This is a genomic window from Ochrobactrum sp. PL_is501 (genome assembly GCF_055816895.1).
Genome location: NZ_JBVPGR010000037.1, coordinates 185,157 through 211,130 on the forward strand (window position 1 = coordinate 185,157; position 25,974 = coordinate 211,130).

Genomic DNA, 25,974 nt, shown 5'->3' on the forward strand with positions numbered 1-25,974 from the left:
CGAGAAATGTTCGGGCACGGCAGCGCAAGTCGCCAGGAGATTAAAAGTTCCGGCGTCCCGTCGTTATCATTGAAGAGATAGAGTTCGGCAAGTTGCGCTTGACCGGCATTGGATGTGGACCATGACAGCATGGTGCCACTGAGAGAGATTGAATTGACAAAAGAAATTACGGGCGGTTTTGCCGCTCTTGGCGTTACCGGCATTTTGCTCAAGGGCGTCGAAGCCGCTGGCATGACCGAACCGAAGCCGATCCAGTTGCAGGCGATCCCGCACCAGCTTGAAGGCCGAGATATTCTCGGCATCGCCCAGACGGGCTCCGGCAAGACGGCGGCTTTCAGCCTGCCTATCCTGCAAAAGATCATCGGCCTCGGCGACAAGCGCCGCCCGAAGACCGCGCGCGCGCTGATCCTGGCCCCAACGCGTGAACTCGCAGTGCAAATCGAACAGACGATCCGCAATGTTTCCAAACACGCGCATATCTCGACGGCGCTTGTTCTTGGCGGCGTTTCCAAGCTTTCGCAGATCAAGCGTATTGCACCGGGCATCGACGTTCTGATCGCTACGCCGGGTCGTCTCACCGATCTGATGCGTGACGGTCTGGTAGACCTTTCGCAGACGCGCTGGCTCGTCCTCGATGAAGCCGACCGCATGCTGGACATGGGCTTCATCAACGATGTGAAACGCATTGCGAAGGCAACGCATGCCGATCGTCAGACAGCACTGTTTTCGGCCACCATGCCGAAGGAAATCGCATCGCTGGCCGGGAGCCTGCTGCGCGATCCCGTCCGCGTCGAAGTTGCCCCGCAGGGAACGACGGCTGCTGAAATCACGCAGGTCGTGCATCCCGTGCATACCAAGGAGAAGCGTCGTCTTCTTTCTGCGCTGCTGGGCGACAAGGCCATGCGTTCGGTCATCGTTTTTACGCGCACGAAGCACGGCGCCGATGCGGTTGTCCGCCATCTGGAGCGCGATGGCTACGAAGTCGCCGCCATCCACGGCAACAAGTCGCAGAATGCCCGTCAGCGTGCGCTGAATGGTTTTCGTGATGGATCGCTGCGGATTTTGATCGCAACAGATATTGCTGCACGTGGTATCGACGTGCCGGGTATCAGCCATGTCGTGAACTACGATCTGCCGGACGAGCCGGAAACCTACGTTCATCGCATCGGTCGTACTGGCCGCAATGGAGCCAGCGGCGCTTCGATCACGCTCTATGATCCAGCGGCGGAAGAATCCAAGCTGAGGGCGGTTGAGCGTGTGACGCGCAGCAAGCTTCCGATCAAGGACGCACCGGTGGAACTCGCACCGGCTCCGGCACCCCGCGCGGCAGCTCCAGGCGAACGCCCGCAGAAGACCCATCGCAAAGGCGCGACGCCGCCGAAGCCGCGCCGCGCAGCCCCAAAGGCAGCCGATCATCGTGCAGGTGGTCATGCAACTGGCGAAGCCGCTCCGAAAGCAAAGCGTCCGTTCCGTCGCAAGCGCCGCAATGCCAACGGCAATGGCGGTCAGCGCGCGGCATAACTCCGGTTCTCAAACATTTTTCCAAAAAGCCGCCCATTTCGGGCGGCTTTTCTATTTATGACCCGGAAACGGGTTGTGCTTTGCGTATTGGCGGGGAAAAATATTCCCTGCTTGCTTGAAGGGCAGGGCTGTTCCTCATAGTTTCCTCTGCGAAACAGGAAGGACGGATGCCATGTTCCAATCGGTGCTCGACGCTATCGGCAATACGCCATTGATCCACTTGAAAAAGGCTTCCGAACTGACCGGCTGCGCCATTTACGGCAAGGCCGAGTTTCTCAACCCGGGTCAGTCGGTGAAGGATCGAGCCGCGCTCTACATTATTCGCGATGCGGAAAGGCGCGACCTCCTGAAACCCGGCGGCGTCATCGTTGAAGGTACGGCCGGCAATACCGGCATTGGCCTCACCATGGTCGCGAAAGCGCTTGGCTATCGCACCGTCATCGTTATTCCCGAAACGCAGAGCCAGGAAAAGAAGGACGCCTTGCGTCTGCTTGGCGCCGAACTGATCGAAGTTCCGGCCGCGCCCTATCGCAATCCGAACAATTATGTCCGCCTCTCTGGACGGCTGGCCGAGCAACTCGCCAAAAGCGAGCCGAATGGTGCCGTGTGGGCCAACCAGTTCGATAATCCGATCAATCGGCAAGCCCATGTCGAAACCACCGCACAGGAAATCTGGCGCGATACCAGTGGCAAGGTTGATGGTTTTGTCGCAGCGGTCGGGTCGGGTGGAACGCTTGTCGGCACGGCATTCGGCCTGAAGGATCGTAATGCCGATATCAAGATCGCACTTGCCGATCCGTATGGAGCCGCACTCCATTCCTTCTACACGACAGGCGAACTGAAAGCCGAGGGCGACTCGATTACCGAAGGCATAGGGCAGGGGCGTATCACCGCCAATCTCGAGGGTTTCACCCCCGATTTCTCCTATCGCCTTTCCGATGCGGAGGCGCTCGATATCGTGTTCGATCTCGTGGAAAATGAAGGGCTTTGCCTCGGCGGATCGTCGGGCATCAACATTGCAGGCGCAATCCGGCTTGCAAAAGATCTCGGGCCGGGCCACACAATTGTAACGGTGCTTTGCGACTATGGTAATCGCTATCAGTCCAAGCTGTTCAATCCTGCTTTCCTGCGCGGCAAGAACCTGCCTGTGCCCGGATGGCTGGAGAAGAAAACCGAGATAGACATACCGTTCGAGGGATAATCATGGCATACGAGACCGAAGCGCTTTTCCGCGAAGATTCCTATCTTTCAACGGCGGAGGGCACGGTGCTCGCCATTACCGAAAGCGGCGGGATTATTCTCGACCAAACCAATTTCTATGCCACCTCCGGCGGCCAGCCGGGGGATATAGGCTTTTTCGAACGCGCTGACGGCTCTCGCATCGAGATTGCGACCACCGTTACCGGCGAAAACAAAAACGAAATCATTCACGTTCCGGCAGAAGGGCAGGCTTCGCCTGCAGTCGGCGAAAAACTGGTCCTGCACGTCGACTGGCCGCGCCGCTACAAGCTGATGCGCATGCATACGGCCTGCCACCTGCTGTCCGTCGTCTGCCCTTTCCCGATTACCGGCGCTGCTGTCGGTGAGGATGAAAGCCGCGTTGATTTCGATCTTCCCGATCCGACCTACACCAAGGAATTCGTGACCGAAAAGCTCATGGAGCGGGTGAACGCCAATGACGCGGTTGCCATTCGCTGGATCAGCGATGAAGAGTTCCTTGCAAATCCGGATATCGTGAAATCAAAGAATGTGCGTCCGCCGGTGGGCCTTGGTCGTATACGCCTTGTTCTCATCGGTGAAAACGGCGCGGTGGATTCGCAACCTTGCGGCGGCACGCACGTTTCCGAGACGCAGGAAGTGGGTGAAATCCACATCGGCAAGATCGAAAAGAAGGGCAAGGAAAACCGCCGTTTCCGCATTCGTTTCGGCGCTTTGCCGGAATCTTGAGCCATATGGGAGTGATTGTCATGGCTGAGAAGAGCGCTTTCGTCGTTTCACGCGACTGGTTGAAAGAACGGCTCGATAAGCCGGGCATCGCGATTGTCGATGCATCCTGGTATCTTCCCGCGGCTGGGCGCAATGGCGAGGGCGAATACAACGCTGCTCATATTCCGGGCGCGGTTTTCTTCGATCAGGATAAAATCGCCGACAAGGAATCCGGTTTGCCGCACACGCTGCCGTCGCCGGAACTTTTCGCCCAGCATGTCGGTGCGATGGGCATCACGGCCGATGAAACAGTCGTGGTCTACGATGGGCCGGGCATGTTTTCCGCGCCACGCGTCTGGTGGATGTTTCGTGTCATGGGCGTGAAGAATGTCTATGTTCTCGACGGTGGCTTCGATGGCTGGAAGAAGGCTGGTTATCCAGTGACCGATGAAGTTACGAAGATTGCACCCACCTTGTTCACGCCGTCCTTCAACGAGGCCGCAGTGGTCGATTTTGCGCAGATGCGGACGATTGTGGACGAACGCGGCTCGCAGATCGCCGATGCACGCGCCGCCGGGCGCTTCACAGGCCGCGATGCGGAACCGCGCGCTGGCATGCGATCCGGTCATATGCCTGGCGCACGCAACGTTCCCGTCGGTACTCTGTCGGAAAACGGTGAGTTGAAGGACCTGGACAGCCTGCGCAAAATTTTCGATGAGGCGGGGATCGATCTTTCCAGGCCGGTTGTTACGAGCTGTGGATCGGGCGTGACGGCTGCGGTCATTACGCTGGCCCTCATATCGCTCGGTCATACGGATAACCGTCTTTACGATGGCTCCTGGAGTGAATGGGGCAGCAGGCAGGACACTCCTGTCGTGACAGGTGAAGCCGAATAAGCATGTCGGAAAAACTGGTTGCCCGCATCACCCATCTGGAAATGTCTGCCCGTCAGACTGTCCCGGTGCCCGTACCTTCCGGTATCCGGCTGGCAATGATGCGTGCGGGCAATATGCCTGTACATTATTACCGCTATCTCTATGAACGGGTGGGACGAAAGCATCACTGGATGATGCGTCGTGTCCAGACAGACGCGGAGGTTGCGGCCGCTATCCATGCGGACACGACCGAAATTCACGTCCTCTATGCGGAAGGGTGCCCGGCGGGATTTGTCGAACTGGACCTGTCGGCGTTACCCGCTACCGCGGAAATCCTGTATTTCGGTCTCGTTGATGATTTTCAGGGGCGGGGACTGGGCAAGTTCTTTTTGAGCGAGGCTATTTCAGCCGCTTGGGCGCATGGGCCGGAAAAGGTGACGATCCACACCAATACGCTCGACAGCCCGCGCGCATTGCAGCTTTACCAGAAAATGGGGTTTGTGCCGGTTGGATGGTCCGAAGAGGAAATCGAACCCTGGAAATGAGATGCGGCGCTATCCGCGCGCCACTTCGCGAGCGCTCGCGATGGAAACGACAGACGCGCTGGCCAGACGCCCGCTTTCCTCATCGAAGACCACACAATTGCGCCCACGTTGCTTTGCCATGTACAGGCAGCGGTCAGCACGGCTTAGCACCTGCGAGTTCGTCTCGTTCTTCGGTGCAGAGGCGACACCGATACTGATCGTCAGCGGATAGACCTGATACTCGGTCGTGTGAAATGGGGTATTTTCCACTTCTGCGCGTATGCGCTGCGCAACGCGCATGCCGGTTTCGCCGCTCGCGCCCGGTAGAAACACACAAAACTCTTCTCCACCGATACGCCCCACGAGATCACCTTTTCTCGTCACGTTTTGAAGCGCGAAAGCGATCAGCTTTAGGGCACGGTCGCCAACGCCGTGGCCGAACGTATCGTTGATCGCCTTGAAGTGGTCGGCATCGATAACGAGCAGAGTACCCGTTTCGATGCGGGAACGGCTGATCTTCATGGCCTCAAACAGCGCTTCGCGGTTGAGAAGACCAGTCATATGGTCGATCCGCGACCGCGCCTGTAGTTCAACATGGGCCTTTTCCAACTGAAGATAGGCGTCTTTCAGCTTGCCGTGCTGGTGGAAAATATAGGCGAGGGAAGGGAAGGCCGTTGCCGCAGGAATGCCCGCGCTGAGGCCGAGCGCAACGAGGCCGGGAGTGGCACCAGCAGAAAAGGCCACTATCGATGTCGCCGCCAGCGAAAACGCAACGACAGACAGCGTTATCAGTGCTGCTTTCAAAAGAGCAGACTTCTTCATTCCCTCGAACTCCCAACCCTGAGTGAGGATGATTAACGACCCCGCCTGAACCCATCATGAATGGGCTTTATTTTGCGGGCCTTATAAAAGGAACGCCTGAGAGGGGAAAGGTATCACCATGCGCCCCTACAATTTTTTGTTGATGAGTGCCATTAATGACACAATCATAGGTAGCATGATGTTTATATATTACGAAGAAATGTAAATAAGCACAACTATGTTTAAAAGAACGATCCCGACAAGACATAAATCATCAGTAGCTAATATAAGTATGAAGCGCCTTTAGCAAGGCAATTCGGAAAATCCCGGAGTAGCGCGGGGCCGAAAACTCCGGGATCGTAGCTGCTGAAGGCTTTTAATCAGAAGACCGCCAGATATTTCAGAAGTGAAATAATGCCGATAATGATCACGATAACTTGAGCGATCTGTTTGACCTTGGCATCCAAAGGCAGCATGTTGATCAGATAAAGTATGAGGAAGATAACGAGAATTGTTATCAGCAGGCTGATAAGGATGGACATGGGCGGTCTGATCCTTCCCGGAACTTGGGGTTGCGTTGCCCATCAAACGACCGTTCCTTCGCGCCGCCCGATTGAGCCTGTTTAAGCCGGAAGGAAGAGCAGGGCTCTTGCAGCCGGCACATCGTTTCCAATCCAAAAACAATGTGCCGGTTAACGTTCCAAGAAAAAGAAGGTTCCGCTTTATAAGCAAGAACTTAAAATGGCGCGCTGCTTAGCGCCGGAGCTTGCAGATCGCTATTTGCGCATACTGCCCGTTTCGCGACGGCGCTGATGCCAGCTGAAAGCTTCTTCGATCAGGTGAGGGGTGTGCCCACCGCGTGCGCACGCCCGGTCGAAATAATCGTTGAGCTGGTCGCGATAGTCAGGATGCGCGCAGTTATCTATGATTGTCCGTGCGCGTTCACGAGGGGCGAGGCCGCGCAGGTCGGCAAGACCTTGTTCAGTCACAAGAATATCCACGTCATGTTCGGTATGATCGACATGGGTCACCATCGGCACGACAGACGATATGGCGCCATTTTTGGCTTCGGATTTGGTCACGAAGATGGAAATAAAGGCGTTGCGGGCAAAGTCGCCTGAACCGCCGATCCCATTCATCATGTGGGTGCCATCGACATGCGTGGAGTTCACATTACCATAAATATCGAGTTCCAGCGCCGTATTGATGCCGATGATGCCTAGGCGGCGGATGACTTCCGGGTGATTGCTGATCTCCTGCGGACGCAGAATGAGTTTGTCGCGGTAACGGTCGATATTGTTGAAAACACGCTCTCCGCAGGCGGGGCTGAGCGTGATGGACGATCCCGATGCAAAGTCCAGTTTTCCGGCATCGAAGAGATCAAAGGTACTGTCCTGCAGCACTTCGCTATACATGCGCAGATTATGGAACGGGCTGTCGGCAAAACCGTTCAATACCGCATTGGCGATTGTGCCTATACCGGCCTGAAGCGGGTTCAGCGTCAGGTCGAGACGCCCGGCAGCTACTTCCTGCATCAGAAACTCGATGAGATGGCCAGCGATGGCAATCGTTTCACTGTCAGCCGGTTCCACGGTTGATGCGCTGTCATTTTCCTTCGTGATGACTATGCCCGCGATTTTTTCCGGTGGGATCGGAATGTAGGGCAGGCCAACGCGGCTGTCGCATGCCGTGACCGGGATAGGATCGCGGGAAGGGCGCTTCGTAGGAATATAGATGTCGTGCAGCCCTTCAAGCGCCATAGGCTGGTTGAGATTCACCTCCACGATGACCTTGTCGGCCAGAATGGCAAAGCTCGCCGAATTGCCGATTGATGTAGTGGGAATGATCCCGCCACTCTCGGTGATGGCAAGCGCTTCGACGACGGCATAATCGATCGGGCCGATCTGGTTCGAGCGTAATTGCTCGACGGTTTCGGAAAGATGCTGGTCGATGAACATCACTTCGCCGCGATTGATGGCGGCACGCAGGGTTCTGTCTACCTGGAACGGCATGCGCCGTGCGAGAACATGCGCTTCCGTGAGCAGCTTGTCGACATCGTGGCCAAGCGAGGCGCCGGTAATCAGCGTGATCTTGAACGGATCTTTCGCAGCGCGTGCGGCCATGGCGACCGGAACGGCCTTGGCGTCGCCAGCGCGCGTGAAACCGCTCATGCCGACTATCATGCCGTCTTGAATCAGGCCCGCAGCCTGTTCTGCGGTAATGATCTTGTTCCGAAGCGATGTGTTTCGAATACGTGCTTCCAACATCTGTAAATCTACCTTCCTTCCCATCCGGACCGTTTTTCTGGGGAGGTGATCCGGAAATGGTACTCGCTATTTCGAAAACGGAATGCCATTGCGTTCCCGCTCTCGAAAAATGGCGCCGCAGGGTAATAGCCCATATGGATCGACAGTACATGCATGCTTTGGTCTTAGATGCCAACACAGATTACCGTGATACGGAATCTGTTTCCCACGCGATGCGATTCTTCGAAATGATTGAAATCAACGAGTTGGAACGGCGACGCATATCGGTTTGACCGTAAAGGGCGCAAGCGTATCCCATCCTGTCAGAGCAACACACGAAGGTCGCATAAGATAGATTATGGAACTAACGTGTAGGTGCTGTATGATGGTGACTGGCGCGTTCCAGCAAAACAGTGAAACGGTTTTGCGTTAGAAAATGCGACACTCGCTGAAGCATTTGCCATCAGCATGAATATCAACGGCGCTGCGCGATATAGAGATGTCCAGGAACTGGCGCTCCCTGTTCACTGCGAACGACAATATCTTCACAACGCACACAATCCATTTCGTGGTTGTCGAGCATCGCTCGCACATAGGATTGGGCATGGGCGAAACGTTGATAGTCTCCCACCATGAATGCACGCCCGGCAAGGCGCGCATCGTCCAGCGTCTCGCTGGAAAAGCCGAAATGTCCGCCCGGTAACAAATGCGCGGCAACGCCCGCGAAAAATTTGTCGAGTTCGCCCATGTAAGGCAGGACATCGGTGGCGACGATAAGGTCCCAACGCGGTTCGCTTGTGGTTTCGAGAAAACGCACGGCTTCGCCGACGAACAATGCCTGATAGTCGCCTTTCTCGTAGGCAACTTCGATCATGTTTTCAGATATGTCGACACCGGTTTTATGTCCGGCCATGTCATCGAGCGCGTCGGCGGACAGACCTGTGCCGCAGCCGAGATCAAGCATGCGCTCTGCGAAAAACTCTTCATTCATTTCAAGGAGCATTTCGCGCAGCTGCAGCGGAACGTCATAGCCTAGCTGGTCGACAAGGATCGTATCGAACATTTCGGCGTGCTGATCGAAAAGCGTGGAGACATAGGCGTCCGGCGCCTTTAGCGGCACAGCGCCGCGTCCCATGCTCGCAAGCCGCACGGCAGCACCACCATGGTCCTCGGGATCGATGCGCAACACATCTTCATATGCTCTGGCAGCGGCATCGAAATCACCAGCCTTTTCCAGTGCGAGCGCCCGGTTATAGGCTTCTGCAAGCGCTTCCTGATCAAAAGCCCGGCTATCGTCCTCAGCCATTGATACCTGCCTTTCCCGTCTTGCACTGCAAATGTGCAAGGACAGCGCAAACCGCGCAAATCTCGTTAGAACATATTTCGATATGAGGACCAGAAACCCGCATCACGGGAGCAGGGCCCCTGCCCGTTCTCCTACGCCGATCCTCTTGTTCCCGCAAGCACCGTGACGGAGGCATGTTTTATTCAGGCCTTAAAAAAGATTATACTAATATTACTATTATAGTTGTGAATAACAAAAGTATTCAATGAAAAATACAAAATGGATGGTAGCCTAAAGACGATATTCTGCTGCTTGAATAAGTATATTATACACCCCTAATGAGGCGCCAATGTACAGTTCAACTTTGAAACCATTATTCTTTTTGATGGCAATGATGGCTGGCATTGTGCATGCGCATGCCGATGACGATCAGGAATTGGCCAAAAAACTTGCGAATCCCATCTCCAGCCTTATCAGTGTTCCGTTGCAGAGCAACTACGACTGTTGTTTTGGCCCCAAAGACGCCTACCGATACACACTCAACCTTCAGCCAGTCGTGCCATTTTCACTGAACGAGGATTGGAACCTTATTGTCCGCACGATTGTTCCGATCGTTTACCAACAGGCTCCGGCGGCTGGCTTCGACGATCGTTTCGGACTGAGCGACACTACGCAAAGCTTCTTCTTTTCGCCTGCCCAGACTGTAGACGGCGTAACCTGGGGCGTCGGCCCGGTATTTCTGTGGCCAACTGCTACCAATAGCGAACTTGGCACTGGCAAATGGGGCGCTGGCCCTACCGGTGTCGTGCTTAAACAACATGGCAGTTGGACCTACGGTGCATTGGCGAACCATATATGGTCCTATGCTGGGCACAGTGACCGCGATACCGTTAGCCAGAGCTTTGTCCAGCCGTTTCTTACCTATACGTTTCCCGATACGACTGCGCTAAATTTCTCGTCGGAAATGACCTATGACTGGAATTCGGAACAATGGACCGTACCGATTAATGCGGGCATATCGAAGGTCTTCAAGTTTGGCGAACAACGGGTCAGCATTGGCGTATCAGCGCGATATTACGCAGAGGCACCGTCGAACGGCCCCAAATGGGGAGCTCGCTTCGTAACCACGTTCCTGTTTCCCGAAAAATAACGCAAGGCGCGGTTGGAGCCCCCTACTCCGCCGCCGCTGTGACGCGCTCGTCATGGCCTTTATGGTCAGCGAGTTTTCGGGCAATCACTGCACAGGCCATAAGCTGGATCTGGTGAAAGAGCATCAGGGGCAGAACGATGCTGCCGACATTCGCACCGGCGAAAATCGCGCTTGCCATCGGGGCACCGCTGGCGAGGCTTTTTTTCGAACCGCAGAACATGATGGTGATGCGGTCCGGACGGTTGAAGCCAAGCCACTTGCTGCCGTACCAGGTGGCAAGCAGCACGGCGACCAGCAGAACGATATTGACGCCGACCATCATGCCGAGGTCATCCCAGGAAACAGTGCGCCAAAGACCTTCCACGACCGCCTCGCTAAAAGCCAGATAAACGACCATCAGAATCGAGCCGCGATCAACGAAACCGAGCGCCTTGCCGTGACGACGCATGAAACTGCCAATCCATGGCTGTAAAATCTGGCCGAGCACGAATGGCGCCAGCAATTGGAGCAGGATGGATTCCAGCGCATCGACCGATATTCCGCCACCGCCATTGACTGCGAACAAGAGGCCCACCAGCAACGGGGTGAGAAACATACCGAAAATGTTCGAGGCCGAGGCGGATACGATGGCCGCCGAAACATTGCCTCCCGCTATCGAGGTGAAGGCGATGGACGACTGGACGGTCGAAGGCAGAACGCAAAGATAGAGGAGACCTGTATAGAAAGCCGACTGCGACAAACCCGGGATGGTCCATCCCGCCGCCAGGCCAAGGATCGGAAACAGGATAAATGTCGACGAAAGCACCGCCAGATGCAGTCTCCAGTGGGTTATGCCCGCAATCACGGCCTCGCGGGAGAGCCGTGCGCCATGCAGAAAGAAAAGCAGCCCGACAGCGAATTTCGTCGCCAGCGCAAACCAGTCTGCAAAATCACCGCGCACGGGCAGCACCGACGCGAGCAGAATGGTCACGATCAGCATGCTGGTGAATTTGTCAGGCAGGAAACGCATCATATCGTCCAATCTTGCCGGCATCGCGAAATGCGACGACCGCTTCATTCTAAGGGCATTTCCAGCAAAAGTGAGAAACGGTTTTGCTTTGAAAATGCGACAAAACAAATAGTTGGAGCGGTTCCGGTGATTCAGTGAAAATAGGAACCGCTCCAAGTGCTAGCAGGCTTTTGCTCGTTCATAAACTTCTCGGGAGGGGTTTCAATCCTCCCGAGGCCTAAACGATACGCAGCTTCGAGACAGAGCCTCGAATCGGGTGTCCCGGAAACCCTGTCAGGTCACTCGTAGCCGTTGGGATTCTTGGATTGCCAATGCCACATGTCCTGACACATTTCCCGGAGGTTCTTCTCGGCTGACCATCCAAGGAAATCCCGCGCGAAAGTTGGGTCGGCGTAGCATTCCGCCACGTCGCCCGGACGGCGCGGTGCAAGCTCATATTTGATCTCGCGGTTCGAAACATGCTCGAAGGCCTTGACGACATCGAGAACGCTATAGCCCTGCCCTGTTCCCAGATTGACCGAAAAGCATTGCGGCTCATCCAGCTTCTTGAGAGCTTTCAGGTGACCTGCAGCCAGATCGACCACATGGATATAGTCGCGAACGCCGGTGCCGTCAGGTGTAGGGTAATCATTACCCCACACATTCAGTTTTTCGCGGCGACCCGTGGCGACCTGAGCGATGATCGGCATCAGATTGTTGGGAATGCCCTTCGGGTCTTCACCGATCAAGCCGCTCTCATGCGCGCCAACCGGGTTGAAATAACGCAGGATGGCGATCTTCCAGCTATTGTCGCCATTGTAGATATCGCGAAGCATATCTTCGATGACGAGCTTGGTACGGCCATAGGGGTTTGTCGCCGTCAGCGGCTGATCCTCGGTGATCGGCAATTTCTGCGGATCGCCATAGACCGTAGCCGATGAGCTGAAAACCAGCGTCTTGACACCCGTTGCTTCCATCGCTTGCAGCAGGCGAAGCGTGCCCACCACGTTGCAGTCGTAATAGAGCATCGGTTTTTCGTTCGATTCGCCTACGGCTTTCAGGCCCGCAAAGTGAATGACGGCCGTGCATTTATGATGCCGGATAACCTGTTCGAGAAAAGCGCGATCCCGAATATCACCCGCTTCGCGGCGTGGTGCCCGCCCGGTGATCTGTTCGATGCGATGCAGGGCTTCCGGGCGGCTGTTATCAAAATTGTCGACCACAACAACGTCGTGGCCCGCTTCGATGAGCTGCACGCAAGTGTGGGAGCCTATATAACCAGCGCCGCCAGTCACAAGAATTGTCATCGTTTATGTATCCGCTTGTTGAACATGCCGCCCCGATGTGCGATCCCGGCTGACTATGCAAAATCAGCAACAGACTTCAAGTCATCCGGCGCGATTCTCTGGAATTGACAGCCATGGATTAGCCAAGTTTGATGGAGCGAAGATGAAGCCATCCCGCAATATTGATCGTCTGCTCGAGATCATGGCAGCGCTCCGCGATCCCGAAACCGGCTGTCCGTGGGACGTGGAACAGAATTTCCAGTCCATCATGCCCTATACGCTTGAGGAAACCTATGAAGTCCTCGATGCGATAGAGCGCAACGACATGGATGATCTGCGCGAAGAGCTTGGCGATCTGCTGTTGCAGGTGGTTTTCCACTCCCGCATGGCCGAGGAACAGGGCAGTTTTGCATTCGGCGATGTTGTCGAAGCCATAACCCGCAAGATGATACGTCGCCATCCGCATGTTTTTGGCGATGCCGAAGCCAGAAGCGCTGGCATGGCCAAGGGATCGTGGAATCGCATCAAGGCAGAAGAAAAAGCCGAGCGGGTCGAACGACGCTCAAAACTCGGGCTTGAAACGACCGAGAAGAACGGTTTTCTGGATGATATTCCGCAAGCCTTCCCTGCCCTGCTGCGCGCGCTGAAGCTCCAGCAGAAAGCAGCGAAAGTCGGCTTTGACTGGTCTGAAGCTGCACCAATTCTCGACAAGATCGCCGAGGAAACCGCAGAGCTTAAGGAAGCTATGGCGGCGAAAGAACGTGCGGATATCGAAGAGGAATATGGCGACCTGCTGTTTGCCATGGTCAATCTCGGTCGCCATCTCGAAATAGACGCGGAAACCGCGCTTGTCGCCGCCAATGAGAAGTTCAGGCGGCGTTTCCATTTCATCGAAAAGACGCTCGGTGAAACCGGAAGCGATCTCGATGCCGCGACCCTTGATGAGATGGAAGCAATTTGGGGCGAAGCGAAGAAAAAGGGGCTGTAGTCAGGCCCTTATTTTGCGTCTTCCCATTTTGGGCGGAACATCTGATAGACGCTTTCCGTCGTGGCGAAATCCATATAGCCAAGCCTGCTGACGGGCTTCGCTTTCGCGATGTCGATGAGACCGTCGGTCAGGACCTGTTCATCAATATGAACACCGACGACTTCGCCAATCACCATATAATTATCGGTTAGTCTGCCCTCTTTGTCCTGCAATCGCTTGATTTCCACCGCCACACACTCAAGCGCGGCATAGGCTTCCCTGACGCGTGGAGCTGCAATAAGTCTGCTGGGTGCTCTGGTGAGGCCAGCATATTCAAACTCGCTGACGCCGCGCGGCGCGTTGACGGATGATGCATTCATCGGTGTCTTCAAATGATCGCTCACCAGGCTGGCGGTGAACTCACCGGTTTGCTCGATGAACGAAACGCTGTCCTTCGCGCCGTTCGACGAAAACATGACCATGGGCGGCGTGTCGCAGATCGCGTTGAAGAAGGAATAGGGGGCGAGATTGACCGCCCCTTCCTTCGATTGCGTCCCTATCCAGCCAATAGGCCGGGGAGCCACGATTGCCTTGAACGGATTATGGGGCAGCGGGTGCCCTTCCCTCGGTTCGTAAAACATATGCTTATCCGTTGATTAGCAAGGATTGTTAAAGCTGAATCTAGGCTCGCTTCCATGGGCCAGAATATTCGGCAACAATCTTATCCATCTCAGCTCTCGGGCGTTCGGGCATTTTGTTCGCTGCCGTTCCTATATGGACGAATCCGGCAACGCGTTCATTGGGAGCCAACCCCAGAAAAGAACGGGCGGGCGCGTCGTCCGAGTACCAGTTGGTGATCCAGTTGGTGGCATATCCGAGCGCGTTGGCGGCGATGCAAAGGTTCATCGCGACAGCTCCGGCGGACAGGAATTGCTCCCATTCCGGAATGCGTTCATGGGCGACGGGCGACGAAACGACGCCGATAACGAGCGGTGCGCGTGAAAAGCGCGTCAGCTCTTTTTCTTTCCGCCCTTCCGGCATTGGACCTTCGATTTCTTCAGCACGTTGGGCCAGATACTCGCCGACTTTAAGGCGCGCGTCACCGCGATAAAGGATGAAGCGCCAGGGCGTCAGGCGTCCGTGGTCTGGCACGCGCGCGGCGACTTTCAGCAGTGCTGCAAGTTCCTCGCCCTCGGGGGCCGGTTCGGAAATAGCCGAAATCGGGGTGGAACTGCGCTGCGCCAGAAAATCGAACACCGGGTGGGTCACGGATAACCTCATCACTAAAAATGCTGCTTATATTGCTCCACTTATTTGGGGCTGCCTCTTCTCGCCCGTTGCATGCGAAGTGTAAAGTCATAATTCAGGAATGGATCAATTGAGGGAAGTTGGAAAAATTGGGGTGACGGAAGCGATTTGGCCTTGAATTCGCCACCCGCATGGGCTCAAAAATAATCATGTCGGATCGCTTGAACCTGTTTTACCCGAAAAGAAAAATCGCCGTGCGTGGGGGGTCGTTTTTGACAGCGGTCTTGCTTGCTGTCAGTGCAGTGCCAACGATGGCTCAGAGCCTCGATCCGCAGGCACATATCCCGCAGTTGCAGACCACCACGACCGGACTGCCCGACTTGCCGCAACCGGCGCTCAATCTTCCGACACTGAACAATTACGCTTCGCCCTCAAGTCCGGAGAACAATCCGCTTGTCCAGACGCGTGAACTCGATCTCAAGGCACGTTTGAGCGAAGATGGCGGAGACATTCCCGCAGGGCTTGTTTGGCGAGTGTTTTCGCCCGATGTCGGCCCCGACGGGCAGCTACCGCTTATCGCGAGCGCACAGGGCGGCAGCGCAGTTTTCAATCTGCCGGAAGGCAGCTATCTGGTGCATGTCGCCTATGGGCGTGCGGGTGCCACGAAGCGGATCACGGTTGGAAATGCAACGCGTCATGAAGTGATGATGCTGGATGCAGGCGGGATGAAGCTTAGCGCTATCTTGCCCGATGGCGGCAAGATCAACAACGACCTCCTGCGCTTCTCAATTTATGCCGACGAGGACAATAATGACCGTTCGCTGATCGTCCCCGACGTCAAGCCGAATACGATCATTCGCCTCAACAGTGGCACCTATCACGTTGTTTCCAATTATGGTTCCGCGAACGCCATCATTCGAGCAGATATTCGGGTGGAAGCGGGAAAATTGACCGAAGCGACCGTTCAGCATCGCGCCGCGGAAGTGACGTTGAAGCTTGTGCGCGAGCGCGGCGGCGAAGCACTTGCCGATACGTCATGGTCTGTCCTGAACGCTTCTGGTGACGTGGTGCGCGAAAGTGCGGGCGCTTATTCATCGATGGTTCTCATCGAGGGCGATTATGTTGCGGTCGCCAAGAACAAGGACCGGATTTATCAGCGGGATTTCAAGGTTTCATCCGGCAAGAATGACGAAGTCGAGGTCGTCGCCAATGGCGAGTCCGAGTCTGTTTCAGACAGCATGGATTGAGTTCTAATCATCCGCAAAACAAAAGGCCGCGCATTGCGCGGCCTGATTGTTTCGTAGCGCGCATCCCGAAAACCGCTTCGCACTTTTCGGGATAGGCTCAAATATCAAGCACCATTCTTGAGGCGGAGCAGATCGGGCGGGGTCGCCTCTTCCACCAGCCTCGCGATGGCTTCATCCAGCGTCATGGATTCCTGATCCCGCGAACCGAGACGACGCATATTGACGGTATTTTCTTCCGCCTCACGCTTGCCGCAGACGAGGATCACCGGAACTTTCTGCAACGAATGTTCGCGAACCTTGTAGTTGATCTTCTCGTTGCGCAGATCGGTGGCAACCTGAAGACCTGCCGCCTTCAACTTGGCTGCGGCCTTGGCTGCGTATTCATCTGCATCCGAAGTAATCGTGGCAACGACGACCTGCACCGGCGCAAACCACAAAGGCATGTGACCGGCGAAGTTCTCGATCAGGATGCCCAAAAAGCGTTCCATCGAACCGCAGATCGCACGGTGGATCATTACCGGCTGGCGCTTTTCCGAATCCTTGTCGATATAGAAAGCGCCGAAGCGTTCCGGCAGGTTGAAGTCGACCTGCGTGGTGCCGCACTGCCATTCACGGCCGATTGCGTCCTTTAAGGTATATTCGAACTTCGGCCCGTAAAACGCGCCCTCGCCCGGTAAAATGCCGGTCTTGATGTTGTTCGACTGCTGCTGGATTTTCTCCAGAACACCCATCATCACGCTTTCGGCACGATCCCACAGTTCATCCGAACCGACGCGCTTTTCAGGGCGGGTGGAGAGCTTGATGGTGATCTCCTCGAAACCGAAATCCTTATAAACCGACAGGATCAGGTCATTAATGCGCAGGCATTCGGCCGCCATCTGCTCTTCGGTGCAGAAGATGTGCGCATCGTCTTGCGTGAAGCCGCGCACGCGCATCAGCCCATGCAGCGCGCCCGAGGGTTCGTAGCGATGCACATTGCCGAATTCCGCAAGCTTGATCGGCAGGTCGCGATAGGACTTGAGGCCATGCTTGAAGATCATCACATGGCCGGGGCAGTTCATCGGCTTCAACGCGAACACGCGATCGTCGTCGGTTTCCTCACCGGCGACAGTCACCTTGAACATGTTGTCGCGATACCAGCCCCAGTGGCCCGAGGTTTCCCAGAGCGACTTGTCGAGCACCTGCGGCGCGTTCACTTCCTGATAGCCGTGGCTATCGAGGCGGCGACGCATATAGCTCACCAAATTCTGGAACATCTTCCAGCCCTTGGCGTGCCAGAACACGACGCCCGGCCCTTCTTCCTGGAAATGGAACAGGTCCATTTCGCGGCCAAGGCGGCGGTGATCGCGCTTTTCGGCTTCCTCAAGCATATGGAGATAGGCCTGAAGATCGCTATCGTTCGCAAATGCGGTGCCGTAGATGCGGGTCAGCATCGGATTGTTGGCATCGCCGCGCCAGTAAGCGCCAGCAACCTTCATAAGCTTGAAGGAGTTGCCGATCTGGCCGGTCGAGGCCATGTGCGGGCCACGGCAGAGATCGAACCAGTCGCCCTGATAATAGATCTTGAGGTCCTGTCCGGCAGGAATGGCGTCCACCAGCTCGACCTTGTAGTACTCGCGCTTGTCGGCAAAAACCTGCTTGGCCTTTTCACGCGACCAGACTTCCTTGGTGAAAGGCTTGTTGCGCTGGATGATCTCGCGCATCTTCTTTTCGATCACCGGAAGATCGTCAGGCGTGAATGGCTCATTGCGCGCAAAGTCGTAATAGAAGCCGTTTTCGATGACGGGACCGATCGTAACCTGCGTGCCGGGAAAAAGCTCCTGCACGGCTTCGGCCAGAACGTGCGCCGTATCATGACGGATGAGTTCGAGCGCGCGCGGGTCTTCGCGGGTCAAAATCTCAATCTTGCCGGAAGCGCCGAGAGGATCGGAAAGATCGCGCACGGTGCCATCGACGGCATAGGCAACAGCTTTTTTGGCAAGTGATTTGGAAATCGACTCTGCAAGGGCCGCGCCGGTCATCGACGCGTCGTATTCACGCACAGAGCCATCGGGAAATTGCATGGAAACGGTATTCGACATTCTGATCATCCTTATCCAGTCCCGCCAACGATTGCGGGTGGGTTCATGCGTATGAAAATGAAGATTGGGTTCTAGTCTCTTTTCCCCAGCCAGTAAAGCGCGACAGACTTACCGCGTCTGATCTCGCTTTTGCCGGGAATAAGGAATCAGTTCCGAATTGGCAGGCAGTCGATCTTCTGCTGTTTCAGCTGAGCGCATGCCTTTTCGGCAGAGGCCGAATCTCTGAAACCGGAAAAACGCGCGCGATAAACCTTGCGACGCTTTTCTGCCGGAGAAATTTCAGCCTTCAAACCCGGTGCGACCTTGTCGACCGCAGGTCGATACTTGGCCAGCAGTTCCTTCGCTCCGGCAAGAGTCGGGGGAGCGCCGAGCTGGATTGTCCAGGCCGAGGCACCGGCGGCAGAGGCGATCAGGAAACCGCCATCGCCCTGCTCGATGCGGGAATCGTCGATGAGGTCGGCCACCAAATCAGCTTTCGGCTGAACAGCACTTGCTCGCTTCGCGACAGGCTGCGGCTTGGCCATTGCAACGAGTTGCTCCTCGGGCTCAGCGCCTTCCTTGCTGAACCGTGTCAGCAGTTTTGCCATCTGGTCGTCGCGCTGCCGCGCCGATCCTGCGCCAAGAACAACGCCAACCAAGTGTTTGTCATTGATAATGGCCGACGAAACAAGATTGTAGCCGGATACATCCGTATAGCCGGTCTTGATACCATCCACCCCCTGATAACGGTACATCAGGTTATTATGGCCGTTCAGCACGCGGTCGCGAAAGGTGAAGGAGCGCGTGGAAAAAAGCGCATATTGATCAGGGAAATCACGGCGCAGCGCCATGCCAAGAACCGCCATGTCGCGAGCGGTGGTGAGCTGGGTCGCCTTTGCCGTCAGCCCCGAGGGATTGACGAAGAAGGTGCTCTTCATGCCGATCTGGCGCGCGCGCTGGGTCATCAGTCGACCGAAAGCCGCTTCCGATCCGGCCATATATTCGCCCATCACCGTCGCCGCATCATTCGCGGATATCACAATCATGCCGTAGATGGCGTCGTGCACAGTGATCGTTTCGCCCGGCTTCAGCCAGAGCTTCATGCGAACCTTCGAAGCGGCGTTCTTCGATATCGGCATCGCATCGTCCCAATGCAGCCTGCCGGTCTTGAGCGCTTCAAAAGCGAGGTAAAGCGTCATCATCTTCGCCAGCGAAGCAGGCGCGCGCTGCACATTTGCATCGTCCTGGCCGAGAATCCGCCCGCTATCGGCATCGAAAACCACCCAGGAGGTGCTTGCCATCGCCGCAGACGTACAAAGCACACTCGCACCGAGTGCCAGGGATGCAATGAGACGCGAAAGACGGGACGATGATTTCAGCATATTAGCTCGCAGGAATAGGAACGCGCAGGGGTCATGCAGGCAAATTGCGGCCCGAAAAAGACCACAGCACTGCCTTAAATTCCAATTCTCAATGAAACGTTGATATCCTTAATGAATTATAATCAGCTAACAAAAAACTGTCAGAATTCACGGTTGGGCTGCGAGCAACGCCAATACCGCCAGGGCAGATACCATTTGAGATCATCGGCAAGTGTCCGGGGCACAGGATCGAATCCATGGGTTCCGAACGGCCCGCAGCGCATGACGCGGAAAAGCCCCATCCAGCCACCGCTCCAAAGGCCGTGGCGGGCTATCGCTTCATAGGTATATTCCGAACAGGTCGGCAGATGCCGGCAGGAATTGCCGATCAGGGATGACAAGGTCACCTGATAGAATCGTACGAATGCCGTGCCGACTAGCCTCCCCGGCGTCTTGCGCCAGGCATCGGTGAAGTTTCGGCTGTAGCGCTTCCGCGCGCCCTCGCCCGCATGATCCTTGCCGCAGACACACATCAGGCAGCTTTGGCCTTTTCCTCTATCTGCCGGATGCAATCGACAACCGCATCGAAGGTAAGCAGCGTGGAGGCATGGCGTGCCTTGTATTCGCGTACCGGCTCAAAATACTTCAGATCGGCAAAGCGTCCTTCCGGCGCCGGGCCTTCTTCCTTGAGCATCCTGTACATTTCCTCGCGAACCGCTTTCAGCTCCTCCGCCGAGGCGCCGATGATATTACGCGCCATGACGGAGGACGAGGCCTGTCCAAGCGCGCAGGCTTTCACCTCATGCGCGAAATCCGTCACAATCCCGTCTGCCATCTTGAGGTAAACAGTGACCGTTGATCCGCATAGCTTGGAGTGCACCTTGGCGACCGCATCGGGCTCCGGAAGACGTCCCAGGCGCTCCATGTTTCCGGCGAATTCCAGGATACGTTTGTTATAAATGTCATCAATCATGGGCGAACCTTCCGCCGTGCCGGAGAAAAACATAATTTTGTCGCCCGGCTGCGGTTTGAAGTTGCAAATTATTGTCTATATAATAGGCAAGTAGCGTCTGCGCCATGGGTAACAATAGCACAGACCCGGGGGCAGTCGCACGAAAACCTGTCCGGTGACCTTAAGCGCCGGATCAATACATCGCCCGCTCGCAAAGCGTATCGTTGTATTGTCCGTTTAACTCGTCTCCTCCTTGAAGGAGACTACTGGAGAATACTGATGGACGCTCGCATCCTCAAAGAAGATGACGAATCCGGCCTGCCGAACAAGCAGGCAGACGTAGCTCTTTTGCATGGCAAGCCGACGCAGGCCGATGCAGAAGCCGCCGTACGCACGCTTTTGCTCTGGGCCGGAGACGACCCGCAGCGCGAAGGTCTTCTGGAAACGCCAAAGCGCGTGGCCAAGGCCTATAAGGAACTGTTCGCAGGCTATACGGAAAGCCCGGAAGAAGTCCTCGGCACGGTGTTCGAGGAAGTCGGCGGCTATAATGATCTTGTTCTCGTGAAGGACATTTCGTTCCATTCGCATTGCGAGCACCATATGGTGCCGATCATCGGCAAGGCGCATGTCGCCTATCTTCCTGACCATAAGGTGGTTGGCCTTTCCAAGATTGCCCGCGTGGTGGATATCTTTGCGCGCCGCCTGCAAACGCAGGAAAGCATCACCGCCCAAATCGCCGACAGCATCCAACGCATTCTGAAGCCTCGCGGCGTTGCCGTCATGATTGAGGCGGAACATATGTGCATGGCCATGCGTGGCATCCGCAAACAGGGTTCGACGACCATCACCACCACATTTACAGGCGAAATGCAGGTGAATGCGGAGGAGCAGGTTCGTTTCATGACCCTCACCCGCAGATAAGCGGCAGGCGATCGGGACAATGAGCTTTTTTCCAGCCCAGCCTTCCGACAAGAAGGTCATTGAAGAAGGCGCGGCATTTATGCCGCGCTTCGACGCATCAGGTCTCATCACCGCAGTCGTCACCGACGCGCGGGACGGCGAATTGCTGATGGTCGCCCATATGAACGAGGAAGCCCTGCGCCTTACGCTTGAAACGGGAATAGCGCATTACTGGTCGCGTTCACGCGGAAAGCTCTGGAAGAAGGGCGAGACGTCAGGCAATCTGCAAAGCGTGGTTGAGTTGCGCACCGATTGCGATCAGGACGCACTTTGGCTGAAAGTGCACGTCGCTGGCGACGGCCCGACCTGCCATACAGGCCGGCGTTCCTGCTTTTATCGGCAGGTTCTCTCCGAGAATGGCGATATATCGCTGGCCATGGAAGACACTTGCGATCACGAGCATTAACCTCGGTCAAAAGGATGTGATGGCGTGAATATGAGTCGCGCCATCAATTCGCAGCATTTATTCTTTGGATACTATGTTTCACTAACCTGAAACGGTTCCCGCCAAACGGAACTGTCGGAATCGTTTTAGCTATTTGCCTGTGCATTTTCTGACGCAAACCGTTTGCCCGCTTTCTGGGCCCTTTTGCGGGAATTGCTTCAGGCGGAAACGAAGAGGTGTCTATCGTGATGCTGGCGTGGGGGCAGAAGCGGAAGGCTGCGAATAGCGACCTTGCACCGCCCGCAGAAGAAACCGTCGAAAAGCCTGAAACCAAGCGTGAGCCGCGCCGGATAGCCTTGGCGCTTGGCGGAGGCGCTGCGCGGGGCTGGGCGCATATCGGCGTGCTGCGCGCGCTGGACGAAGCCAATATCGATATCGAGATGATCGCCGGAACCTCCATAGGTGCCCTTGTTGGCGGCTGTTATCTGGCCGGTAAGCTGGACGAACTGGAAGAATTCGCCCGCAGTCTCACCCGACGGCGCATGTTCAATCTTCTCGACATCACATTTCGCGGTAGCGGACTGTTTGGCGGCATGAAGCTCGACGGACGTCTGCGTGAACATCTGGACGGGCTGCGCATTGAGGAACTGGATCGCCCCTTTGTTGCGATCTGCACCGAATTGCGTACCGGTCACGAAATCTGGCTGTCCTCCGGCCCTCTGGTAGAGGCCATGCGCGCCTCCTACGCCCTGCCCGGCGTTTTCGAGCCAGTGCGCTGGCAGGAGCGCGTGCTGGTGGACGGCGCGCTGGTTAACCCGGTGCCCGTATCCGTATGCCGTGCCTATGAGCAACGCCTCGTCCTGGCGGTCAATCTCCATTATGACCAGTATGGCCGCGCTGCGGTCATCAAACATGCTCAATCACGCCAGGAAGGGCTTGCCGACGCCATTCATGGAGAAAAAGAAGCGCGTCTCGGCATTACCGGGGTGATGATGGAAGCCTTCAACATTATCCAGGACCGCATTTCGCGTGCCCGCATGGCGGGCGACCCGCCGGATGTCATGCTCATGCCGACTGTGGGGCAGATCGGGCTCGCCGATTTCCATCGCGCATCCGAGGCAATCGACGCGGGATATACAGAAACATTGAAGCGCCTGGAGGATATCAGGCGGCTGCAGGGCATCGCGAGCTGAGTTTTTCGGCAGCCCAAACGAATCCGATTGAATCGGATTCGCCGGATTCGCTTCATATTGCTCCCTCGCGCTCTTTCGTTGCTTGCCACACGTCCCTTCAACGAAGTTTTTTAGAAGTTTTTCTGAATTGTGGAAGTCTTTGAAAAAGCCCGGAAAATCGGGGTTTCGCCGTTGTCGGGGTTGAGTAAGCAGCAGCTTTTTCACATTCTTTTTCAAAAAGATTGCCGGAAGATGCAGATGGGGCTTGTGCACCCCAAAGTGATTTGCTAAATGCCCACTCGCCGACGGAGTTCGGCTCCTACCACGGGCGGTCGTGGCGGAATTGGTAGACGCGCAGCGTTGAGGTCGCTGTGGGGCAACCCGTGGAAGTTCGAGTCTTCTCGACCGCACCATCTTCTCTCAAGAACAATTTAAAATGCTTTCCCCGCAAGGGGTTAAAGTTGTTTCTTGATTAGAGACTTTTACTTCTCATCAGTGCATACGAACAAAAACGCGCCCTTCGAGGAAGAGCGCGTCGATAGAGCGGCTAACCGTTCAATCAGCCTTTGCCGATTTCCGAAAGGATCGCATCGCTGTGTTCTCCAAGCTTTGGCGAACGCTTGTCGAGCTTCAATTCGGCATCCGAGAAGAGAATAGGCGTCCGCAAGCCTGGAACCCCTTGCGGGTCGATCTTCATCGCCCTCGCCTCAAACTGCGGGTCAGCGAATACATCGGCCACCGTGTTGATCGGGCCGGCAGGCACGCCGATTTTGGCAAGTTCAGCCAGCAGATCGTCACGCTTCCATGTCTTGGTCTTTTCTTCCAGAAGGGCCGTCAGTGCCGCGCGGTTGGCGACGCGTGCCGAATTGCTGGCGAAACGCTCGTCGGTCGCAAGATTGCCGATGCCAAGCAATGAAGTCAGTTTCCCGAACTGTCCGTCATTGCCGCAGGCGATGATGAAATGGCCGTCGGAAACCGGCAGTGTCTGATAGGGCGCGATGTTCGGATGCGCATTGCCCATGCGCTTTGGCGAAACGCCCGACGCCAGATAGTTCATGGCCTGATTGGCAAGTACCGCTGACATGCAGTCGAACAGCGCCATATCGATATGCTGGCCGGTGCCGGTGCGCTCGCGCATGATGAGCGCCGACTGGATCGCAATCACGCTATAAAGCCCGGTAAAAATGTCGGCAAAGGCCACGCCGATCTTCTGCGGCTCGCCTTCAGGATCGCCGGTGAGATCCATGATTCCGCCCATGCCCTGGATCATGAAATCATAGCCTGCGCGCTCGGCGTAGGGGCCGGTGTGGCCGAAACCAGTGATCGAGCAATAGATCAGGCGTGGATTGATGGCCTTCAGGCTCTCGTAATCGAGGCCGTATTTGTCGAGCCCGCCCAACTTGAAGTTTTCGATGACGACATCGGCATCAGCGACAAGCTGGCGCACCAGTTCCCTGCCCTCGTCGGTGCGAAAATCCGCTGTAATCGAGCGCTTGCCGCGATTGCAGGCGTGGAAGTAAGCGGCTGACCGTTCGCCTTCCACATCGATGAATGGCGGGCCCCATTTACGCGTATCGTCGCCTTCGGGGCTTTCCACCTTGACAACGTCAGCTCCAAGATCGGACAGCGTCTGCCCTACCCATGGCCCGGCAAGAATGCGCGCCAGTTCTACCACCTTGAGACCGTCAAGCGGTGTATTCTGCATGATGTAACCTTTGTAAAAAAGCCCGCCCGCGAACTGCGAACGGGCCCGAATGGAAGGCTGGCGGTACAGCGATCAGAAGAAAGCCTGAATACCGGTCTGGGCGCGGCCCAGGATCAGCGCATGAACGTCATGCGTGCCTTCATAGGTGTTCACTGTTTCCAGATTCTGCGCGTGGCGCATGACGTGGTATTCGATCTGAATACCGTTGCCGCCATGCATGTCACGGGCCTGGCGGGCAATATCGAGCGCCTTGCCGCAATTGTTGCGCTTGACGATGGAAATCATTTCCGGCGCCATCTTGCCGTCGTCGAACAGGCGACCGACGCGCAACGAAGCCTGAAGGCCGAGAGCGATTTCGGTCTGCATGTCGGCAAGCTTCTTCTGGTAAAGCTGCGTACCGGCCAGCGGCTTGTCGAACTGCTTGCGGTCGAGACCATACTGACGCGCGCGGAACCAGCAATCTTCGGCGGCACCGAGCACGCCCCAGGAAATGCCGTAACGGGCGCGATTGAGGCAGCCGAACGGCCCCTTGAGGCCGGAAACATTCGGCAGAAGCGCATCTTCCGAAACTTCGACACCGTCCATGACGATTTCGCCGGTGATCGAGGCGCGAAGCGAAAGCTTGCCGCCGATCTTCGGTGCGGAAAGGCCCTTCATGCCCTTTTCAAGCACGAAGCCGCGAATGGCGTTGTCGTGCGCAGCAGATTTTGCCCAGACGACAAACACGTCGGCGATCGGCGAGTTCGAGATCCACATCTTCGAGCCTGTGAGGCGATAGCCGCCGTCGATCTTTTCGGCGCGGGTCTTCATGCCTGCCGGATCCGAGCCTGCATCAGGCTCGGTCAGGCCGAAGCAACCGATCAGTTCGCCGGAGACGAGGCCCGGAAGATATTTCTTGCGCTGTTCGTCCGAGCCATAGGCATAGATCGGATACATCACGAGCGACGACTGCACGCTCATCATCGAACGATAACCAGAATCGACACGCTCGACCTCGCGGGCCACCAGACCATAGGCAACATAGCCTGCATTGGCCGCGCCGTACTCTTCAGGAAGCGTCACGCCCAGAAGACCGGCCTGCCCCATCAGGCGGAACAGCTCAGGATCGGTCGTTTCGTCCAGATAAGCCTTTTCAACGCGGGGCAGCAGAACATCCGTCGCGAAAGCCTTGGCCGAGTCGCGGATCATGCGCTCGTCTTCGGTCAGCTGGTCATCCAGCAGAAACGGGTCTTCCCAGCTAAAAGCCGCACGTGACATCAGTGTATTCTCCTCAATGAAAATTTGCAAGAAATATGGACCGGGCAGCGGTTCGGTG

At 56.1% G+C, this 25,974-nt stretch carries 25 protein-coding genes and 1 tRNA gene; 12 read left to right on the forward strand and 14 right to left on the reverse strand.

The annotated features are described in order from the left end of the window. The first annotated feature begins 129 nt into the window (after positions 1–129). The 5 genes from AC0TOF_RS16790 (at position 130) to AC0TOF_RS16810 (ending at position 4,867) form a co-directional block, all read left to right on the forward strand. Entirely contained in the window at positions 130–1,521 is a 1,392-nt protein-coding gene (locus AC0TOF_RS16790; protein WP_473769074.1) for a DEAD/DEAH box helicase, read from the forward strand. Positions 1,522–1,693: 172 nt separating this feature from the next. Continuing rightward, positions 1,694–2,722, forward strand: a complete 1,029-nt coding sequence (locus AC0TOF_RS16795; RefSeq protein ID WP_473769075.1) for a cysteine synthase A — start codon at positions 1,694–1,696, stop codon at positions 2,720–2,722. A 2-nt stretch (positions 2,723–2,724) separates the two neighbouring features. Then, the gene (locus tag AC0TOF_RS16800; protein ID WP_122001723.1) at positions 2,725–3,468 is read left to right on the forward strand and encodes an alanyl-tRNA editing protein; all 744 of its coding nucleotides are present in this window, start codon (positions 2,725–2,727) and stop codon (positions 3,466–3,468) included. Positions 3,469–3,488: 20 nt separating this feature from the next. Continuing rightward, the gene (sseA, locus tag AC0TOF_RS16805; RefSeq protein WP_473769076.1) at positions 3,489–4,343 is read left to right on the forward strand and encodes a 3-mercaptopyruvate sulfurtransferase; all 855 of its coding nucleotides are present in this window, start codon (positions 3,489–3,491) and stop codon (positions 4,341–4,343) included. 2 nt (positions 4,344–4,345) lie between these two features. Then, on the forward strand, positions 4,346–4,867 hold the full coding sequence (locus AC0TOF_RS16810; protein WP_473769077.1) for a GNAT family N-acetyltransferase: 522 nt from the start codon (positions 4,346–4,348) through the stop codon (positions 4,865–4,867). 9 nt (positions 4,868–4,876) lie between these two features. On the opposite strand, the gene AC0TOF_RS16815 is transcribed toward AC0TOF_RS16810, so the two are convergent. The 4 genes from AC0TOF_RS16815 to AC0TOF_RS16830 form a co-directional block, all read right to left on the reverse strand. Next, the gene (locus tag AC0TOF_RS16815) at positions 4,877–5,668 is read right to left on the reverse strand and encodes a GGDEF domain-containing protein (RefSeq protein ID WP_122001725.1); all 792 of its coding nucleotides are present in this window, start codon (positions 5,666–5,668) and stop codon (positions 4,877–4,879) included. Positions 5,669–6,027: 359 nt separating this feature from the next. After that, entirely contained in the window at positions 6,028–6,189 is a 162-nt protein-coding gene (locus AC0TOF_RS16820; RefSeq protein ID WP_006470469.1) for a Thivi_2564 family membrane protein, read from the reverse strand. 234 nt (positions 6,190–6,423) lie between these two features. Beyond that, on the reverse strand, positions 6,424–7,914 hold the full coding sequence (locus tag AC0TOF_RS16825) for an acetyl-CoA hydrolase/transferase family protein (protein ID WP_473769078.1): 1,491 nt from the start codon (positions 7,912–7,914) through the stop codon (positions 6,424–6,426). A 454-nt stretch (positions 7,915–8,368) separates the two neighbouring features. After that, the gene (locus AC0TOF_RS16830; protein WP_473769079.1) at positions 8,369–9,199 is read right to left on the reverse strand and encodes a methyltransferase; all 831 of its coding nucleotides are present in this window, start codon (positions 9,197–9,199) and stop codon (positions 8,369–8,371) included. A 328-nt stretch (positions 9,200–9,527) separates the two neighbouring features. On the opposite strand from AC0TOF_RS16830, the gene AC0TOF_RS16835 reads away from it, so the two are divergent. Then, complete coding sequence (locus tag AC0TOF_RS16835; protein WP_473769080.1) at positions 9,528–10,328, forward strand: transporter family protein; 801 nt, start codon at positions 9,528–9,530, stop codon at positions 10,326–10,328. Positions 10,329–10,350: 22 nt separating this feature from the next. Here AC0TOF_RS16835 and AC0TOF_RS16840 read toward each other — a convergent pair whose 3' ends face one another. Continuing rightward, positions 10,351–11,337, reverse strand: a complete 987-nt coding sequence (locus tag AC0TOF_RS16840) for a bile acid:sodium symporter family protein (protein WP_473769140.1) — start codon at positions 11,335–11,337, stop codon at positions 10,351–10,353. A gap of 278 nt (positions 11,338–11,615) precedes the next feature. After that, entirely contained in the window at positions 11,616–12,623 is a 1,008-nt protein-coding gene (galE, locus tag AC0TOF_RS16845) for a UDP-glucose 4-epimerase GalE (protein ID WP_473769081.1), read from the reverse strand. A gap of 142 nt (positions 12,624–12,765) precedes the next feature. On the opposite strand from galE, the gene mazG reads away from it, so the two are divergent. After that, the gene (gene mazG / locus AC0TOF_RS16850; RefSeq protein WP_473769082.1) at positions 12,766–13,590 is read left to right on the forward strand and encodes a nucleoside triphosphate pyrophosphohydrolase; all 825 of its coding nucleotides are present in this window, start codon (positions 12,766–12,768) and stop codon (positions 13,588–13,590) included. 8 nt (positions 13,591–13,598) lie between these two features. On the opposite strand, the gene AC0TOF_RS16855 is transcribed toward mazG, so the two are convergent. Next, positions 13,599–14,210, reverse strand: a complete 612-nt coding sequence (locus tag AC0TOF_RS16855; RefSeq protein WP_122003385.1) for a flavin reductase family protein — start codon at positions 14,208–14,210, stop codon at positions 13,599–13,601. Between the two features lie 40 nt (positions 14,211–14,250). Next, entirely contained in the window at positions 14,251–14,838 is a 588-nt protein-coding gene (locus tag AC0TOF_RS16860; RefSeq protein WP_473769083.1) for a nitroreductase family protein, read from the reverse strand. Between the two features lie 290 nt (positions 14,839–15,128). On the opposite strand from AC0TOF_RS16860, the gene AC0TOF_RS16865 reads away from it, so the two are divergent. Beyond that, positions 15,129–16,064 (forward strand): hypothetical protein, encoded by a 936-nt coding sequence (locus tag AC0TOF_RS16865; RefSeq protein ID WP_473769141.1) that lies wholly within the window; start codon positions 15,129–15,131, stop codon positions 16,062–16,064. Positions 16,065–16,168: 104 nt separating this feature from the next. Here the strand turns inward: AC0TOF_RS16865 and thrS are convergent, their stop codons facing one another. The 4 genes from thrS to AC0TOF_RS16885 all read right to left on the reverse strand — a co-directional run bounded on the left by thrS (position 16,169) and on the right by AC0TOF_RS16885 (position 20,458). Continuing rightward, a complete protein-coding gene (gene thrS, locus AC0TOF_RS16870; protein ID WP_473769084.1) occupies positions 16,169–18,145 on the reverse strand; it encodes a threonine--tRNA ligase in 1,977 nt (658 codons plus the stop codon). Positions 18,146–18,291: 146 nt separating this feature from the next. Next, on the reverse strand, positions 18,292–19,506 hold the full coding sequence (locus AC0TOF_RS16875) for a serine hydrolase (RefSeq protein WP_473769085.1): 1,215 nt from the start codon (positions 19,504–19,506) through the stop codon (positions 18,292–18,294). Between the two features lie 140 nt (positions 19,507–19,646). After that, complete coding sequence (gene yidD, locus AC0TOF_RS16880) at positions 19,647–20,018, reverse strand: membrane protein insertion efficiency factor YidD (RefSeq protein WP_473769086.1); 372 nt, start codon at positions 20,016–20,018, stop codon at positions 19,647–19,649. Beyond that, a complete protein-coding gene (locus tag AC0TOF_RS16885) occupies positions 20,018–20,458 on the reverse strand; it encodes an iron-sulfur cluster assembly scaffold protein (protein WP_473769087.1) in 441 nt (146 codons plus the stop codon). The genes yidD and AC0TOF_RS16885 overlap by 1 nt, the downstream gene beginning before the upstream one ends. A 258-nt stretch (positions 20,459–20,716) precedes the next feature. Between AC0TOF_RS16885 and folE the strand changes: the two genes are divergently transcribed. The 4 genes from folE (at position 20,717) to AC0TOF_RS16905 (ending at position 23,367) form a co-directional block, all read left to right on the forward strand. Further along, the gene (gene folE / locus AC0TOF_RS16890) at positions 20,717–21,358 is read left to right on the forward strand and encodes a GTP cyclohydrolase I FolE (RefSeq protein ID WP_122003379.1); all 642 of its coding nucleotides are present in this window, start codon (positions 20,717–20,719) and stop codon (positions 21,356–21,358) included. A 19-nt stretch (positions 21,359–21,377) separates the two neighbouring features. Continuing rightward, complete coding sequence (gene hisI / locus AC0TOF_RS16895) at positions 21,378–21,803, forward strand: phosphoribosyl-AMP cyclohydrolase (protein WP_473769088.1); 426 nt, start codon at positions 21,378–21,380, stop codon at positions 21,801–21,803. A gap of 224 nt (positions 21,804–22,027) precedes the next feature. Further along, on the forward strand, positions 22,028–22,975 hold the full coding sequence (locus AC0TOF_RS16900; protein WP_122003397.1) for a patatin family protein: 948 nt from the start codon (positions 22,028–22,030) through the stop codon (positions 22,973–22,975). Between the two features lie 307 nt (positions 22,976–23,282). Beyond that, positions 23,283–23,367, forward strand: a tRNA-Leu gene (locus AC0TOF_RS16905). Positions 23,368–23,513: 146 nt separating this feature from the next. Here the strand turns inward: AC0TOF_RS16905 and AC0TOF_RS16910 are convergent. Beyond that, entirely contained in the window at positions 23,514–24,659 is a 1,146-nt protein-coding gene (locus AC0TOF_RS16910; protein ID WP_473769089.1) for a CaiB/BaiF CoA transferase family protein, read from the reverse strand. A gap of 72 nt (positions 24,660–24,731) precedes the next feature. Then, positions 24,732–25,916, reverse strand: a complete 1,185-nt coding sequence (locus AC0TOF_RS16915) for an acyl-CoA dehydrogenase (RefSeq protein ID WP_162997393.1) — start codon at positions 25,914–25,916, stop codon at positions 24,732–24,734. Between the last annotated feature and the right edge of the window lie 58 nt (positions 25,917–25,974).